13 protein-coding genes, 2 tRNA genes and 2 pseudogenes are annotated in these 14,027 nt (G+C 71.4%); 9 read left to right on the top strand and 8 right to left on the bottom strand.

Going from position 1 to position 14,027, the window contains the following annotated elements; genetic code table 11:
* Nucleotides 1-60 precede the first annotated feature (60 nt).
* The 3 genes from BDW27_RS15525 to BDW27_RS15515 all read right to left on the bottom strand — a co-directional run bounded on the left by BDW27_RS15525 (nucleotide 61) and on the right by BDW27_RS15515 (nucleotide 2,614).
* The gene (locus BDW27_RS15525) at nucleotides 61-303 is read right to left on the bottom strand and encodes a hypothetical protein (protein WP_017542423.1); all 243 of its coding nucleotides are present in this window, start codon (nucleotides 301-303) and stop codon (nucleotides 61-63) included.
* 208 nt (nucleotides 304-511) lie between these two features.
* Nucleotides 512-1,726: an amidohydrolase gene (locus BDW27_RS15520; protein WP_110049860.1), complete on the bottom strand. Its 1,215-nt coding sequence runs from the start codon at nucleotides 1,724-1,726 to the stop codon at nucleotides 512-514.
* 69 nt (nucleotides 1,727-1,795) lie between these two features.
* A complete protein-coding gene (locus BDW27_RS15515) occupies nucleotides 1,796-2,614 on the bottom strand; it encodes a helix-turn-helix transcriptional regulator (RefSeq protein ID WP_110049859.1) in 819 nt (272 codons plus the stop codon).
* Nucleotides 2,615-2,828: 214 nt separating this feature from the next.
* Here BDW27_RS15515 and BDW27_RS15510 point away from each other — a divergent pair, with 214 nt between their 5' ends.
* A complete protein-coding gene (locus tag BDW27_RS15510) occupies nucleotides 2,829-3,302 on the top strand; it encodes a PLD nuclease N-terminal domain-containing protein (protein ID WP_017542420.1) in 474 nt (157 codons plus the stop codon).
* A 126-nt stretch (nucleotides 3,303-3,428) separates the two neighbouring features.
* Entirely contained in the window at nucleotides 3,429-4,079 is a 651-nt protein-coding gene (locus BDW27_RS15505; protein ID WP_017542419.1) for a peptidylprolyl isomerase, read from the top strand.
* A gap of 87 nt (nucleotides 4,080-4,166) precedes the next feature.
* On the opposite strand, the gene BDW27_RS15500 is transcribed toward BDW27_RS15505, so the two are convergent.
* Entirely contained in the window at nucleotides 4,167-5,339 is a 1,173-nt protein-coding gene (locus BDW27_RS15500; RefSeq protein WP_110049857.1) for a cysteine desulfurase family protein, read from the bottom strand.
* Between the two features lie 120 nt (nucleotides 5,340-5,459).
* On the opposite strand from BDW27_RS15500, the gene aroA reads away from it, so the two are divergent.
* Together aroA and rsgA are read left to right on the top strand one after the other, a co-directional pair.
* Entirely contained in the window at nucleotides 5,460-6,785 is a 1,326-nt protein-coding gene (aroA, locus tag BDW27_RS15495) for a 3-phosphoshikimate 1-carboxyvinyltransferase (RefSeq protein ID WP_026128881.1), read from the top strand.
* Complete coding sequence (gene rsgA, locus BDW27_RS15490; protein WP_017542416.1) at nucleotides 6,782-7,813, top strand: ribosome small subunit-dependent GTPase A; 1,032 nt, start codon at nucleotides 6,782-6,784, stop codon at nucleotides 7,811-7,813. The genes aroA and rsgA overlap by 4 nt, the downstream gene beginning before the upstream one ends.
* Nucleotides 7,814-7,846: 33 nt before the next feature.
* Here rsgA and BDW27_RS27510 read toward each other — a convergent pair.
* A pseudogene (locus BDW27_RS27510) lies at nucleotides 7,847-8,059 on the bottom strand (DUF2087 domain-containing protein); the annotation flags it as partial.
* Between the two features lie 93 nt (nucleotides 8,060-8,152).
* A pseudogene (locus BDW27_RS15485) lies at nucleotides 8,153-8,671 on the bottom strand (TetR family transcriptional regulator); the annotation flags it as partial.
* A 161-nt stretch (nucleotides 8,672-8,832) separates the two neighbouring features.
* Between BDW27_RS15485 and hisN the strand changes: the two are divergent.
* From hisN to BDW27_RS15460, 5 genes are all read left to right on the top strand, one after another.
* Nucleotides 8,833-9,642, top strand: coding sequence for a histidinol-phosphatase (gene hisN, locus BDW27_RS15480; RefSeq protein WP_017542414.1), 810 nt, complete (start codon nucleotides 8,833-8,835; stop codon nucleotides 9,640-9,642).
* A gap of 58 nt (nucleotides 9,643-9,700) precedes the next feature.
* Nucleotides 9,701-10,228 (top strand): hypothetical protein, encoded by a 528-nt coding sequence (locus tag BDW27_RS15475; protein WP_110050158.1) that lies wholly within the window; start codon nucleotides 9,701-9,703, stop codon nucleotides 10,226-10,228.
* Between the two features lie 177 nt (nucleotides 10,229-10,405).
* Complete coding sequence (locus BDW27_RS15470; protein WP_110049855.1) at nucleotides 10,406-11,641, top strand: ABC transporter permease; 1,236 nt, start codon at nucleotides 10,406-10,408, stop codon at nucleotides 11,639-11,641.
* 9 nt (nucleotides 11,642-11,650) lie between these two features.
* Nucleotides 11,651-12,682 carry an efflux RND transporter periplasmic adaptor subunit gene (locus tag BDW27_RS15465; protein ID WP_110049854.1) on the top strand — a complete coding sequence of 344 codons (1,032 nt, stop codon included), beginning with the start codon at nucleotides 11,651-11,653 and terminating at the stop codon, nucleotides 12,680-12,682.
* Nucleotides 12,683-13,402 carry an ABC transporter ATP-binding protein gene (locus BDW27_RS15460; RefSeq protein WP_110049852.1) on the top strand — a complete coding sequence of 240 codons (720 nt, stop codon included), beginning with the start codon at nucleotides 12,683-12,685 and terminating at the stop codon, nucleotides 13,400-13,402.
* 119 nt (nucleotides 13,403-13,521) lie between these two features.
* On the opposite strand, the gene BDW27_RS15455 is transcribed toward BDW27_RS15460, so the two are convergent.
* Together BDW27_RS15455 and BDW27_RS15450 are read right to left on the bottom strand one after the other, a co-directional pair.
* Nucleotides 13,522-13,598, bottom strand: a tRNA-Met gene (locus BDW27_RS15455).
* A 275-nt stretch (nucleotides 13,599-13,873) separates the two neighbouring features.
* A tRNA-Met gene (locus BDW27_RS15450) sits at nucleotides 13,874-13,950 on the bottom strand.
* Between the last annotated feature and the right edge of the window lie 77 nt (nucleotides 13,951-14,027).

Genomic DNA, 14,027 nt, shown 5'->3' with positions numbered 1-14,027 from the left:
GGGTCGGGCCGTCCAGCCTCACCGCCGCGGCGAGGGACCTGGCAACGCGAGGATTCCCGCCTACGTCGCGTGGGCGGGGGTCCACCGTCCCGCGCTCCGGCGCGACTCCGCGCGGGACGGTTCGTCCGTCGCCGAGCCCCGGGCGCGCTCGGCACGCTCCCTCTCCCGTTCGGCGCGGGCGCTCACCCGCGCGGCCTCGCGCGCCTCCTTCTGCGCCCTGCGTGCGGCACGCTCCTCGTGGGCGGCCCGTTCGGTCTCGGCCCGGTAGAGGTCGGCGGCCTGTGCGGCGAAGTCCGGGTGCATGGTGTCCCCCTGGGTGGTCCGTGTCCGCCGGGGCTGCTGCTCCCGGCTGGTTACAGACTCCGGCTAAGGCCCCCGGCGGCACATCGGGAGACTTCACCAGACAGCGGCGCCGTGCCCCGCCTCAGGCGAGGCGGGGCACGGCGCGGGGACGTCTGAGGTACCTCAGAGGGACCGGCGCGGGGTGGTGGGTCCCGCTTCCCGGACCGGCTCAGGACTCCCGGTAGTAGGCGTCGGCGACGATCCCGGCGCGCTTCGACTCGTCGTAGGTGTACACCTCGCGACCGTCCACGAACACGCGCTGGGCGCGGCTCATGATGTCGAGCGGGTCGCCGGACCACACCACGACGTCGGCGTCCAGCCCGGGGCGCAGGGAACCGACCCGGTCGTCCAGGCCCATGATCTCGGCGGGGTTCACCGTGAGCGCGCGGATCGCGGAGTCGCGGTCCATGCCCTCCTTGACGCACAGGATCGCCTGGTAGACGAGGAACTCGATCGGGATGACCGGGGCGTCGGTGGTGAGGGCCACCTTCACGCCCGCGCGGTCCAGGATGCCCGGGTTGGCCAGGGTGCGGTTGCCCACCTCCACCTTGGAGCGGCTGGTCATCAGCGGACCGGTGATGACGGGGATGCCGCGCGCGGCGATCTCGTCGGCCAGCAGGTGGCCCTCGGTGCAGTGGTTGATGATGAGCCGGTAGCCGAACTCGTCGGCAAGGCGCATCGCGGTGTGCATGTCGTCGGCGCGGTGCACGTGCTGGCACCAGGGCACCTCGCCGTCGAGCACCTGGACGAGGGTCTCCAGGGTGTTGTCGCGGTCGAAGGGCGTGCCCTCCTGTGCGGCGTGGTCCCGCTTGGTCCTGTAGTCCTCGGCCTTGGTGAAGGCGTCGCGGATGACCGCGGCCACGCCCTGCCGGGTCGAGGGGAGGGTGTCCTTCTTGCCGTAGACCCGCTTGGGGTTCTCACCGAGAGCGCTCTTGACGCTGGCGGGCTCCTTGAGCAGCCGGTCCTCGACGCTGCGGCCCCACATCTTCAGGGCGACGGTGCGACCGCCGATGGGGTTGCCGGAACCGGGCTTGATCACCGAGCTGGTGACACCCCCGGACAGGGCGTCGGCGAACCCCTGGTCAGCGGGGTTGATGGCGTCGATCGCACGCATGCGGGCGCCGTTGGGGTCGGTCATCTCGTTGGTGTCGTCGCCGGCCCAGCCGATGGTCTCCTCGTGGATGCCGACGTGGCCGTGGGCCTCGACGAAGCCGGGCAGGACCCACTGGCCCGCCGCGTCGACGATCTCCGCGCCCTCGGGGACCGTGACGTCCGCGGCCGGCCCGACCGCGGCGATCTTCCCGTCGGAGATGAGGACCGTGCCCCCGTCGATGGGGTCGCCGTCGACGGGAACCACGTATCCGGAAGTGATTGCGATATCCATGGCGGGCAACCTAGCCCATGCACGGTCACGTTCCCAAGGGCGTTCCGTGACCGATCACCCAACGAATGGTCATTCCTGGGGCCAGCGCGCGGTGAGGAGTTCGGACTCGGGGCTGAGGTCCACGCTGGACTCCTCGATGGAGTCGCGCACCATGCGGCAGTGGCCGACGTCCTCGGTGTCCCCGGTGAGTTCGCCGCCCTGGGCGGCGAAGGCGTAGACCATGCTGGGGCGGTCGGCGAACTCCATGATCCGGAACGCGCCGCCCAGTCCCGGGTGGTGCGGGGTCTCCTCGGGGATCACCGCGAGGCTGACGATGCCCGCCTTGACGAGGTCGGCGAGGAAGTCGCGCTGGCCGTTGAGGACCTCGGCGCCTCCCTGGGGCCGCTGGAGCACGGACTCGTTGAGGACCACGCGCAGGGCGGGGCCGTCGGGGCCCGTGGTGGCGGCGCGTTCGGCCATCTCGTCGTCCACCATCGCCTCGATCTCCTCGTGGTCGAGGTTGGGGTGGCGGGGTTCGAGGATGGCCCGCGAGTACTCGCGGGTGCGCAGGAAGACGGGGACCGCCATCGGCTGGTGCTCCCACAGCTGCGCGGCGTGCGTGCCGAGCTCGCTCATGTCGCCGAACTCGCTCGGGAAGGCCTCGGCCTGGAGGGTGATCGCCCAGGCGTCGACCAACTGGTGATCGGTGCCCAGCGCCGTGTCGACCCGTTCGACCAGTGACCTGGCCGGGCGGCAGTGCGCGTCCTCGACCTCGCGGAGTTTGTCGTCGGTGACCCCGACGTTCCTGGCGAGTTCGGCGCGTGAAAGTCCCAGGTCGGAGCGGGCCCGCAGCACCCGCGCCCCGAAGGGGAGCCACATCGCCGACGGCAACGCGGTGTTCACGTCCATAACCTCTCCCGTTCTCGGCCGGTCAGCAGACACCTGTGGGGACATGTGGTGACGTACCCTCTGTGCGACGCCCCAGCCCCTGTGGTTCGACCTTCTCCCGGCTCGGGGCGGCTGGTCAAGCGACCGGGCGGGTGCGGCCATCCGTGATAAGTCAGTACAAAGTCGATGATGTCGCCCCAGCGCTGTCGAGTGTTTCCCCCGATTGGAAGGTCCGTTGGTCTACTTCGCCCTCTTCCTCGCCCTCTTGTCGCTCGTCTTCTGGGTGTACGTGCTCTTCGACGTCATCGGATCCGACTCCGCGAGGATCCGTCTGCTGCCCAAACCGGTGTGGGCGGTGATCGTCCTGCTCCTGCCCAAGGTGGGCGCCGCGCTGTGGTTCCTGCTGGGCCGCCCGCCCCGGGACCCCGCGCTTGCCCAGGGCCCGGCGGGTCCCCCGCCGCCCTTCCCCGAGTACGAGCACCCCGGGCGCGCCCGCGCGGTCTCCCCGGAGGAGGACGAGGCGTTTTTGCGGCGCTGTCGTGAGCGCGCTGAGGAGCAGCGCCGCCGCGCGAGGGAGATCCAGGAGCGGGAGTCCCGGGAGCGTCAGGAGCGCGAGCACGGGCGCGGCGGCCCCGGGGAGGAGTCCGGCTCCGGCGACGCGAGCCGCGACCGCGACGGGGACGAGGACCCGATCGGCCCGTCGTCCTGACCACGGCCCCGAAGGCCCTGGTGTGCCCCGGACGGGGCGATCGGGCCAGCCCAAGCGACCGGTTTCCGATCGTCCGCAGTAACCTGTGTGCCGCCCCGCCGCGAACCTGACCCCGGAAGTGAACCGATGAACCGCTTGACCCTGCCGGTAGCGATCCTCGCCTCCACCGCCCTCCTCGCCACGGCCGCGTGCCAGAACGACGAGCCGGAGTCACCGGACCCGGAGGCGCCGGACACGGAGCAGAAGGCCGAGGTGGAGGTCCCCGATGTCGACGGGGCCACGCTGCACACCAGTGAGGGCGACATCGAGGTGGAGCTCTTCGCCTCGGACGCCCCGTTGACCGTCACCAACTTCGTCGAGCTCGCCGAGGGCGACGGCCCGGTGAACGAGGAGACGGGGGCGGCCGAGTTCTACGACGGTACGGTGTTCCACCGCGTGATCGACGGTTTCATGATCCAGGGCGGCGACCCGACCGGAACCGGTCGCGGCGGCCCCGGCTACCAGTTCGAGGACGAGTTCGAGTCCGACCACGGCTTCGACGAGCCCGGGCTGCTGGCCATGGCCAACTCCGGCCCCAACACCAACGGCTCCCAGTTCTTCGTCACCGTGGCCCCCACTCCGCATCTGACCGGCATGCACACCATCTTCGGCAAGGTCGCCGACGAGGACTCGATGGCGGTCGTGGAGGCGATCTCGACGGTCGAGACGGACAGCGGCGACCGCCCCACCAGTGACATCGTGCTGGAGTCCGTCACCATCAAGCGTTCCGGGGACTGACCCCCACACCCCCGGTCACGGGGACAATCACGACGACGACGGCGGCGGTGCCCGTGGCACCCCCGCCGTCGTCCTGCGGGGGCGGGTTCAGCGCCGCCGCTTGGCCATGGCCGCACGGGCGCGTTCGACGGCCGGGCCGATCGCCTCGGCCAGACAGTCAACGTCCTCTTCGGTGGAGGTCCGCCCCAGGGACAGGCGCAGGCTGCTCAGGGCCCTGTCGGGGTCGGCCCCGGTAGCCAGGAGCACGTGGCTGGGCTGGGCCACGCCCGCCGAGCACGCCGAGCCGGTGGAGCAGGAGATGCCCCTGGCGTCCAGCAACATGAGCAGGGCGTCGCCCTCACAGCCGGGGAACGACAGGTGGGCGATCCCCGGAAGCCGCAGCCGCGGGTCGCCGTTCACCACCACGTCGGGCACGACGTCCCGGACCCGGGACTCCAGCTCGTCGCGGAGCGCCGTGAGGTGTTTGACGTGTTCCTCGCGCCCCTGGACGGCGGCGTGCACCGCGGTCGCGAGGCCGCGCGCGAACGGGGCCGACAGCGTGCCGGAGCGGATGTCGCGCTCCTGACCGCCGCCGTGCAGGACCGGGGTCGGGGCGAGGCCTCGGGCGACCACCAGGGCCCCGCTGCCCACCGGTCCGCCCAGTTTGTGGCCGCTCAGCGTCAGCGCGCTCACGCCGCTGGCCGCGAAGTCCACCTCGACCGCGCCCACGGCCTGCACCGCGTCCGTGTGGAAGGGGACGCCGTACTCGGCGGCGACCGCGGCCAGCTCACGCACCGGCTGCACGGTGCCGATCTCGTTGTTGGCCCACATCACCGAGACCACGGCCACGGACGCGGGGTCTCGCTCGATCGCCGCGCGCAGGGTCTCCGGGTCCACCCGGCCCAGGGCGTCCACGGGCAGTTCCTCGTGGACCGCGCCCTGGTGGTCGGCCATCCAGCGCGCGGGGTCGAGCGCGGCGTGGTGTTCGACGGCGCTGACGAGGATGCGTCTGCGCGCGGGATCCTCGGCGTTGCGGGACCAGTACAGGCCCTTGATCGCGATGTTGTTCGACTCGGTCCCGCCCGCGGTGAACACCACCTCGTGCGGGGTGGAGCCCACCGCCTCGGCGACGCGTTCTCGGGACTCCTCGACGGTACGCCGAGCGGCCCGTCCGTGGCCGTGCAGGGACGATGGGTTACCGAGGGAGCCGAGTTCCGCCGCCACATCGGCGATCACCTCGGGGCGGACCTCGGTCGTGGCTGCGTGATCCAGATACACCATGGCGCATTCCAGGATACGTCCGACCACATCCGCACCTACCCCCCTGCCCCTCCTTCAGCGCCGTCCACAGGCCGACCACTCGTTCCTCCGGACCCGGGTCCGGACCGATAACCTTGGACCATGCCTGACTCCGCGCCCACGCCGTCCACCTCGCCCGCCACTCCCGCCGGGGAGCACTGGCCCGCGCCCGTCGCGCGGCAGCCGGTGCGTGCCCGTGTCAGCCTGCCCGGTTCCAAGTCCGTCACCAACCGGGCGCTGATCCTGGCGGCGCTCTCCGAGACCCCGTGCGTCGTGCGCCGTCCCCTGGTGAGCCGGGACAGCGAGCTCATGGTGGGGGCCCTGCGCGCCCTGGGCATCCAGGTGAGCGAGCTGACCTCGGACGACCCGGAGGTCCCTGACCTGTCCGTCACCCCGGTGGCCCCGCACGGTCCGGCCAGCGTGGACGTCGGCAACGCGGGCACCGTCATGCGTTTCGTGCCGCCGCTGGCCGCGCTGGCCACCGGCGACGTGCACTTCGACGGCGACCCGCGCGCCCGTGAGCGGCCGGTGGACGAGCTGCTCGCGGCGCTGCGCGACCTCGGCGCCGACATCGACGACCAGGGGCGCGGCGCGCTGCCGCTGACCATCCACGGGACCGGTGCCGTACGCGGCGGCGAGGTCACCCTGGACGCCTCGGGCTCCTCGCAGTTCGTGTCGGCGCTCCTGCTCAGCGGCGCCCGATTCACCGAGGGCGTGCACGTGCGGCACGAGGGCCCGCCCGTCCCCTCCCAGCCGCACCTGGACATGACCGTCGAGATGCTGCGCGCCGTGGGTGTGCGGGTCACCACCGGCGAGAACTCGTGGCTCGTGGAGCCCGGTCCGATCCGCGCCTCGGAGATCACCGTCGAGCCCGACCTCTCCAACGCCGCGCCCTTCCTGGCCGCCGCGCTGGTCAGCAAGGGTGAGGTGACCGTGCAGGGGTGGCCGGAGAGCACGACCCAGCCCGGCGACGCCCTGCGCGACCTGTTCACCCGGATGGGCGGGGAGGTCTCCCGTTCGGGCGAGGACCTGACGTTGCGCGGAACCGGGGAGATCCACGGGATCACCGCCGACCTGCGCGACGTGGGCGAACTCACCCCCACCATCGCCGCCGTCGCGGCCCTGGCCGACTCCCCCTCGCGGCTCACCGGGATCGCCCACCTGCGCCGCCACGAGACCGACCGCATCGCCGCGCTGGCCGCCGAGATCAACCGCCTGGGCGGGGACGTGGAGGAGCTGCCCGACGGGCTGGTCATCCGGCCCCGGCCCCTGCACGGCGGGGTGTTCCACTCCTACGACGACCACCGGATGGCCACGTCCGGCGCGGTGATCGGGCTCGCGGTGCCCGGGGTGGAGGTGGAGAACATCGCCACCACACGCAAGACCCTGCCCGACTTCCCCGGCCTGTGGTCGGAGGTCCTGGCATGAGCCGCACGCGGGGCGGGGGACGCCACCTGGACGAGGACGACATCCGCGTGCGTGCCCGGGGCGGTTCCAAGCCCCGCACCCGTAAGCGCCCCAAGCACGAGGATGCCGTGGAGGGCCTCGTCACAGCGGTGGACCGGGGCCGGTACCGCTGCCTGGTGAACGGTGTCCCCGTGGTGGCGATGAAGGCCCGCGAGCTCGGCCGGGGGTCGATCGTGGTCGGCGACCGCGTGGACGTGGTCGGGGACCTGACCGGCAGACCCGACACCCTGGCCCGCGTGGTCCGGGTGCGCGAGCGCGCCTCCGTGCTCAGACGTACCGCCGACGACACCGACCCGGTCGAGCGCGTGATCGTGGCCAACGCCGACCAGCTCGCCATCGTCTGCGCCCTCGCGGACCCGGCTCCGCAGCCGCGCTTTGTTGACCGTTGCCTGGTGGCCGCCTACGACGCCGGGCTGGAGCCGCTGCTCTGCCTGACCAAGGCCGACCTCGCCTCGCCCGACGAGATGCTGGGCACCTACAAGCCGCTCGGGCTTCCCTACGAGGTACTGAGCCCGGAGGGTGACCTCGACGAGCTGCGCTCCCGCCTGGCGGACCGGACCACGGTGTTCGTGGGCTCCTCCGGCGTGGGCAAGTCCACCCTGGTGAACCGGCTGGTCCCGGGCACGGACCGCGCCGTGGGTCACGTGAACGCCGTCACCGGGCGCGGCCGCCACACGTCGACCTCGGCGCTCGCGCTGCGGTTCGAGGGCGGCTGGCTCATCGACACCCCGGGCGTGCGGAGCTTCGGCTTGGCGCACGTCTCCCCCGAGGAGATCGTGTCCGGGTTCCAGGACCTCGCCGAGATCGCCGCCGACTGCCCGCCCGCCTGCTCCCACCAGCCCGACTCACCGGAGTGCGCCATCGGCGCGGCTCTGGAACGGGGCGAGGTGGACGCCGAGCGGGTGGCCTCGCTGCGCAGGCTGCTCAGCAGCCGCGAGGGCGACGAGGACACCGACACCACCGCTCCCCCGCCCGGCCCCCACTCCTGACCGACGGTTGTCGGGCTGGTGCAGCGGTCCAGCTTAGAGGTCGACGGTGCCGCCGCAGCGCCAGTAGTGGGTCCTGTCGCTCTCCATGAACCCCTCGTCCACGAGGCTGCGACGCAACACCACGTGGTCCGCGCTGTACCCGCGCAGGACCGCGTTGAGCTGCTCCTCGGTGTAGCGGACCCCGGGTTCGAAGGCCCGAGCGATGTGGTCGAGGAGGACGAGCCGGTCGGGGCGGCGGACGGGGACGGACGTGATCCTTCCCCCGGGCATGTACGCGCGCAGCACCTCGGCACGTTCGGTGCGTCCACGCCGTTCCGACACCCTCGCCTCCTGGCAGTCCACCGGCAGCATGCCGTGCACGACCATCTCCACCCGGCGCGCCGCCTGGTCGGGGTCAACGGGCTGGAGCGCGTACGAAACGGTGAGTCTCAGGGAGACGTCCGCCACCGCGTCGGCGGTGTCGGGGAGCACCTGCGGGCAGTGCACCGCCAGGGTCCGGGCGATGCGTTCCCGCAGGGCGTCCAGGAGCGGCGCCGACCGCGTGGTGAGCACAGGGAGGAGCTGTTCGTCGCCGGTGACCAAGGCGAGCAGCAGCGGGTTGTCCCTCGCGGCGAGCAGAACCATCCGGGTGGTGCGGCTCACCGCGTGCGCGGGGTTGTGGCCGTCCGCCTCCAGCATCGCCTCGGCGGTGTCCAGGAGCGTGGTGACCTCCCGCACCACCACGGCCTGGAGGAGGCCCTCCTTGCTGCCGAAGACGTTGTAGAGGGTCTGCCTGGACACCCCCGCGGTGGCGGCGACGTCGATCATCCGCCGCTCACCCCACCGCCCCGCCAGCACCTCGGCGCGGGCGGCGTCCATCAGCCGTTCGCGAACCCCGGTGCCCTCCCGGGGCCGTATGTCTGTGCTCACGCCCCCATCCTCGCATTCGCGCCCCCGGATATCCCTCCCCCTAACACTCTGGTCACGCCGGGGGCGCCGCTTTGGGCATGTTCGTGCCCGGGAGGGTAGCGTTACCGGCCATGGTGTCCTATGACGATGATCTGCGGCTGGCCCACGTGCTCGCCGACGCTGCCGACGACATCGCGATGAAGCGATTCCGCGCCCTCGACCTGGTTGTCGACACCAAGCCGGATCTGACCCCGGTGACCGAGGCCGACCGCATGGTCGAGGAGACCCTGCGGGGCGTGCTCTCCCGCGCCCGCCCGCGCGACGCGGTGGTGGGAGAGGAGTACGGCCGGAGCGGCAACAGCAACCGCGTGTGGGTCATCGACCCCATCGACGGCACCAAGAACTACGTGCGCGGCGTCCCGGTGTGGGCCACTCTCATCGCCCTGCTGGAGGGCGACCGCCCCGTGGTGGGCGTGGTCTCGGCCCCGGCGCTGCACCGCCGCTGGTGGGCCTCCAAGGGCAGCGGCGCCTGGACCGGGCGCAGCCTCTCCAAGGCCTCCCGCTGCCAGGTCTCCAAGGTGCAGGACCTCGCGGACGCCTCGCTGAGTTTCTCCTCGCTGACCGGGTGGGAGGAGCAGGGGCGGCTGGAGTCCTTCCTGGGGCTGACGCGGTCCGTGTGGCGGACCCGTGCCTATGGTGACTTCTGGTCCCACGTGATGGTCGCCGAGGGCACCGTGGACATCGCCGCCGAGCCCGAGCTCTCGCTGTGGGACGCGGCCCCGCTGCCGATCATTCTGGAGGAGGCGGGTGGCCGCGCCACCAACCTGCGCGGCGACGGCTTCGAGGACGGCGGCCCCCTGGTGTGCTCCAACGGAGCCGTCCACGACCAGGCGCTCACCTGGCTCAACGGGGGTCCCACCCCGTTGCGCCGTCCGGAATAGCCGCCGAGCGGCCACGAAAAGCACCTGCGCGATTACTTTCAGTAGTAACGTGCGCTGTGTGCTGACCAAGACAACCCACCGGCGCCGCGCTGCCGCGCTGTGCGGCGCGGTCCTCATCCTGGCCACGGGGTGCGCCCAGAGCCACGGCCACAGCCCGCAACAGCTCAGCGAGATGATCGCCGACACCGTGCGTGACTCCGCCGCGTCGGGCCCGCTGGGGCTCGGCGTGCCCGACACCCTGTTCGACCCCGCCCGCTACTCGTGCTCCCCCGCCGTGGACCCCGCGCTCCCCGGCGGCTGGCGCAGCGAGGCGCCGCGCGAGACCGTGGAGGACGAGAAGGCCGTGGAACTCGGCCTGTCCGACTCCGAGGGCGACCACTCCGGACCGGTCGCGGCCACCGTCACCGACCCGGCCGGGGAGACCGCGACCGCCGAGGCCGAGCCGGACGACGCCGGCTGGGCGCGCCTGGTCTATCCGAACGCCTTCGACGGCGCCGAGGAACTCGCCACGGGCGTCCACACGGTGGTGTGGTCCGACGCGGGGACCGGGGCGCCCATCACCTGCGACGGTTTCGAGGTCGGATAGCGCGGTCACTGTGGTGACCCCGCGTGGCCGGGAGCGGCCAAGGGAATATTCGTTCAGGCATGAACCGAAAACCCCGGCACTGGCGATGGGTCTGTTGAAACCCCCGCGAATCGCGGGGCGACCCGGCGCCGCCCGATGCCGCGCCGGGCCCTACAGACACATACGGGAAGGGGCTCCATGCTGCGTTCCCTCACTGCTGGGATCGTGCTGGCCTTCGCCGGTTCCCGAGCCAACGTGGCCCGGACCATCCTGTCCTGCGCGGGCATCGTCGTCGGTGTCGGCGCCCTGATCATGGTGGTCACCGCGGGCGAACTCGGCCAGCGCTACGCCACCGCCTTCGGAGAGGCCAACGCCGGACGCGCGGCGACCATGGAGGTCACCGTCTTCGACAAGGTCACGGACCTCCGCGCGTTCGAGGAGGACCTGGGCCGGGCGGGCGGGCTGGAGGTCTCGCTCCACAACAGGACCGAGTCCCCGCCACCCCTCCGCCAGGGAGACCAGGTCTTCCGGGACGTCGACATCATCGGAGTGGACGTCGCGCTCGGCGACATCCGCCGGATCAACCTGACCCAGGGCCGGTGGTTCACCGAGGCCGACCTGGACTCGCGCGCCCCGGTGCTGGTGGTCAACGAGGCCCTGGCCGAGGAGTTGGGTGACTTCGCCGGCGTCCAACTCGGCAACGGCCGCTGGTCGGACGTTCGGATCGTCGGCGTCACGCAGAGCTCCGTGTACCAGCAGGGCTGGCACAGCGCCTACCTCCTGAACGCGCCCGCCACCGGGGAGATCCTCTTCGGCCCTTCCTGGTCCCCCGAGAAGCCGACCGCCTCGCAGATCACCTACGTCGCGCGGATCGACCCCACTGACTCCGCCGCCGAGGAGATGGACTTCGGAGAGGAGTTCACCGACCGCCTCGCCTCCGCCAGCTGGCGTTGGGGGATCGACAGCCGGGACAGCCTGATGGCGTACCGCACCGACAACTCGGAGATGACCGACGAACTGATCGGTTACCTCTCCATCGGGCTGATCGGTGTCGCGGTGATCACCCTCACCACCGGACTGCTCGGCGTCCTCAACGTCGGGCTGGTCACCGTCCGGGAGCGGCGCCGGGAGCTGGCCACCTACCGGGCACTCGGGGCGAGCCGGTTCACGCTGTTCGTGGCCGTGGTGATGGAAGCTGTGGTGGTCGCGGTCGTGGCGGGCCTGATCGCCCTGGCCCTGTCCTGGTTGCTGGTCGCCGTGGCCGCGGTCGTCATCGGCAACCTCATGTGGCTGCCACCCGACATCAACATGACCGTTCCGCCCTCCGCCGCCCTGGTCGGACTGGGCAGTGCGGCCGTCGTCGGGCTCTTGGCCGGGATCATCCCCGCGATCCGGGCGCTGCGCGCGTCCGTCGTCGCAGGGCTGCGGGAATAGGAGACACAAGTGAAGAAGTGGATCATCATCGGCGCGGCCGTCACCCTGGTACTCGGCCTGGTCGGTTCCGGCTATTTCCTGTTGTCCAGCTTCGGCGGTTCCGGCGGGGACGAGGAGTTCCTCGGGGAGGCCGCGGTGGACGTCGGCGGCGCGCCGATCGACGTGGAGCTGGGCACGGTCAGCTCCCTGCTGGTGCTCGACGCCACGGTGCGGCCGGAGCCGGGCAAGGCGCTCAAGGCCCCCAGGGGCGGCACCGTCACCCACCTGTGGCTGAACGACGGGGACGAGGTGGAACAGGGCGCCCCGATCCTCAACGTGAGGGTGCCGTCCGAGACCGCCGCGGTCTCGGACGACGAGGGCGGGGACGCCGCCCCCGCCTTCACCGAGGTCTCCCTGTACGCGCCCGCCGGCGGGACGATCAAGGGCATGGGCGAGGTGCAGGTCGGCGACGTCCTGGAGCCCGGCGCGGCCGTGGCGACCGTCGCCCCGGACCGGTTCCGCGCGGTGGCCACGGTCCCCGCGAACGACCTGTACCGGCTCTACGACGACCCCGACGACATCATGCTGAAGATCGACAAGGGCCCGCCCGCCGCCGAGTGCGCGTTCCTCTCGCTGGGTTCGGCCGAGGGCGGCGCTCCCGCCGAGCAGGGCTCGGAGGACGAGTTCTCGGGTGAGACCGAGGGCGGCGGTGGCGGCGCCGAGTTGTCCTGCCGGGTCCCCTCCGACCTCCAGGTGTTCGACGGGGTGCGGGGCCAGATGTCAGTGAGCACCGGGGAGGCCGAGGACGTCGTGGTCGTCCCGGTGACCGCCGTGCGCGGCACCTCCGAGGAGGGCGAGGTGATCGTGGTGGCCGAGGACGGTACCGAGGAGCCCCGTGAGGTCACCCTGGGCCTGTCCGACGGCCAGCTCGTCGAGGTCACCGAGGGTCTGGAGGTGGGCGACACCATCATGGACCCGGTGCCGCTGGACCCGCGCTTCGACGTCCCCGGAGCCGAGTCCGAGGAGGATCTCGACGAAGAGCTCTACGGGATCGGTGGCTAGATGACCACCGACGCTCCCTCTCCCGTGGTCGTGGACACACGCCCGCCCGCCACCCCGCTCCTCCAGGTGAAGAACCTCACCAGGCACTTCATGGTGTCGGGCACCCGGATCGACGTGCTGCACGACTGCACCTTCGATGTCTCCCGGGGCGAGGTCGTGGCCATCATGGGCCAGTCCGGTTCCGGCAAGTCGACCCTGCTGAACGTCCTGGGGCTGCTGGACAGGCCCAGCAGCGGCTCCTACGTGTTCGACGGCATGGAGACCGCCCCGCTGCGCGAGGGCCGCATGTCGCGGCTGCGAGGGGACGGGATCGGGTTCGTGTTCCAGCAGTTCCACCTGTTGGAGCGACGCTCGGCCCTGGCCAACGTGAGCGTGCCCATGGTGCTCGGCGGAGTGCCCGCGCTGCGCCGCCGCAGCCGCTCCAGGGAACTACTGGAGTCGGTGGGGCTGGGGCACCGCCTCCACTCCCAGCCGCACCAGCTGTCCGGCGGTGAGCAGCAGCGTGTGGCCCTGGCGCGCGCGCTGAGCCGTGAACCCTCACTGATCCTCGCCGACGAACCCACGGGCGCTCTGGACGCCGCCAGCAGCACCATGATCATGGACCAGCTGATCGACCAGTCGCGGGTGCGCGACGCCGCGGTGGTCGTGGTCACCCACGACGCCAAGGTCGCCGAGCGGGCCGACCGCGTGGTGGTGCTCGTGGAGGGCCGCACCCACTGAACCGTTCCCCGGTGCCGCCCCTTCCCCAGGCGGCACCGGGGAACATTCGTTTCGGATTCCGTGCGGCGGACACACGAAGAAGCGCCGGGTGGATTTCTCCACCCGGCGCTTCTTTATCTTGGTAGCGGGGACAGGATTTGAACCTGCGACCTCTGGGTTATGAGCCCAGCGAGCTACCGAACTGCTCCACCCCGCGTCGTTGTGATCTCTACTTTAGGGCTTTTCGCCCCAGGTGGCAAATCGGTTTTTTGGAGCTAAACCGATCGGAGATCCACCCGTTAGTCCTGGTCAGCTTCCCGACCGGGCCTAGTGGCTACTCTACCAGGCTTTCCTCGCGGTCCGCACCGGCATTTTCGCCGCGCACACACATTGGCGACCAAAGAAGCCACCGATATGCGCTTCCCGAAACACCCGCCGGAACGGATGGGCCGGGAAAAGCACCGGACCCGGGATTTCTCCCGGGTCCGATCTTGGTAGCGGGGACAGGATTTGAACCTGCGACCTCTGGGTTATGAGCCCAGCGAGCTACCGAACTGCTCCACCCCGCGTCGTTGTGTCTTCAGATTAGCGCGCCCCGGCGGGAAAGCCAAATCGACCTGCGCGGGCGCCCTGCGGCCCCGCCCGT

This window comes from Nocardiopsis sp. L17-MgMaSL7, from assembly GCF_003182025.1.
In the GTDB taxonomy this organism is placed as follows: Bacteria; Actinomycetota; Actinomycetes; order Streptosporangiales; family Streptosporangiaceae; genus Nocardiopsis; species Nocardiopsis prasina.
This window is presented reverse-complemented; position numbering and strand designations above follow the sequence as displayed.

What these genes read in the sequence shown, in the direction of transcription:
- BDW27_RS15525 (WP_017542423.1), bottom strand. Translation starts at nt 303, where the DNA reads ATGCACCCGGACTTCGCCGCACAGGCCGCCGACCTCTACCGGGCCGAG.
- BDW27_RS15520 (WP_110049860.1), bottom strand. Translation starts at nt 1,726, where the DNA reads ATGGATATCGCAATCACTTCCGGATACGTGGTTCCCGTCGACGGCGAC.
- BDW27_RS15515 (WP_110049859.1), bottom strand. Translation starts at nt 2,614, where the DNA reads ATGGACGTGAACACCGCGTTGCCGTCGGCGATGTGGCTCCCCTTCGGG.
- BDW27_RS15505 (WP_017542419.1), top strand. Translation starts at nt 3,429, where the DNA reads ATGAACCGCTTGACCCTGCCGGTAGCGATCCTCGCCTCCACCGCCCTC.
- BDW27_RS15500 (WP_110049857.1), bottom strand. Translation starts at nt 5,339, where the DNA reads ATGGTGTATCTGGATCACGCAGCCACGACCGAGGTCCGCCCCGAGGTG.
- aroA (WP_026128881.1), top strand. Translation starts at nt 5,460, where the DNA reads ATGCCTGACTCCGCGCCCACGCCGTCCACCTCGCCCGCCACTCCCGCC.
- rsgA (WP_017542416.1), top strand. Translation starts at nt 6,782, where the DNA reads ATGAGCCGCACGCGGGGCGGGGGACGCCACCTGGACGAGGACGACATC.
- hisN (WP_017542414.1), top strand. Translation starts at nt 8,833, where the DNA reads ATGGTGTCCTATGACGATGATCTGCGGCTGGCCCACGTGCTCGCCGAC.
- BDW27_RS15470 (WP_110049855.1), top strand. Translation starts at nt 10,406, where the DNA reads ATGCTGCGTTCCCTCACTGCTGGGATCGTGCTGGCCTTCGCCGGTTCC.
- BDW27_RS15460 (WP_110049852.1), top strand. Translation starts at nt 12,683, where the DNA reads ATGACCACCGACGCTCCCTCTCCCGTGGTCGTGGACACACGCCCGCCC.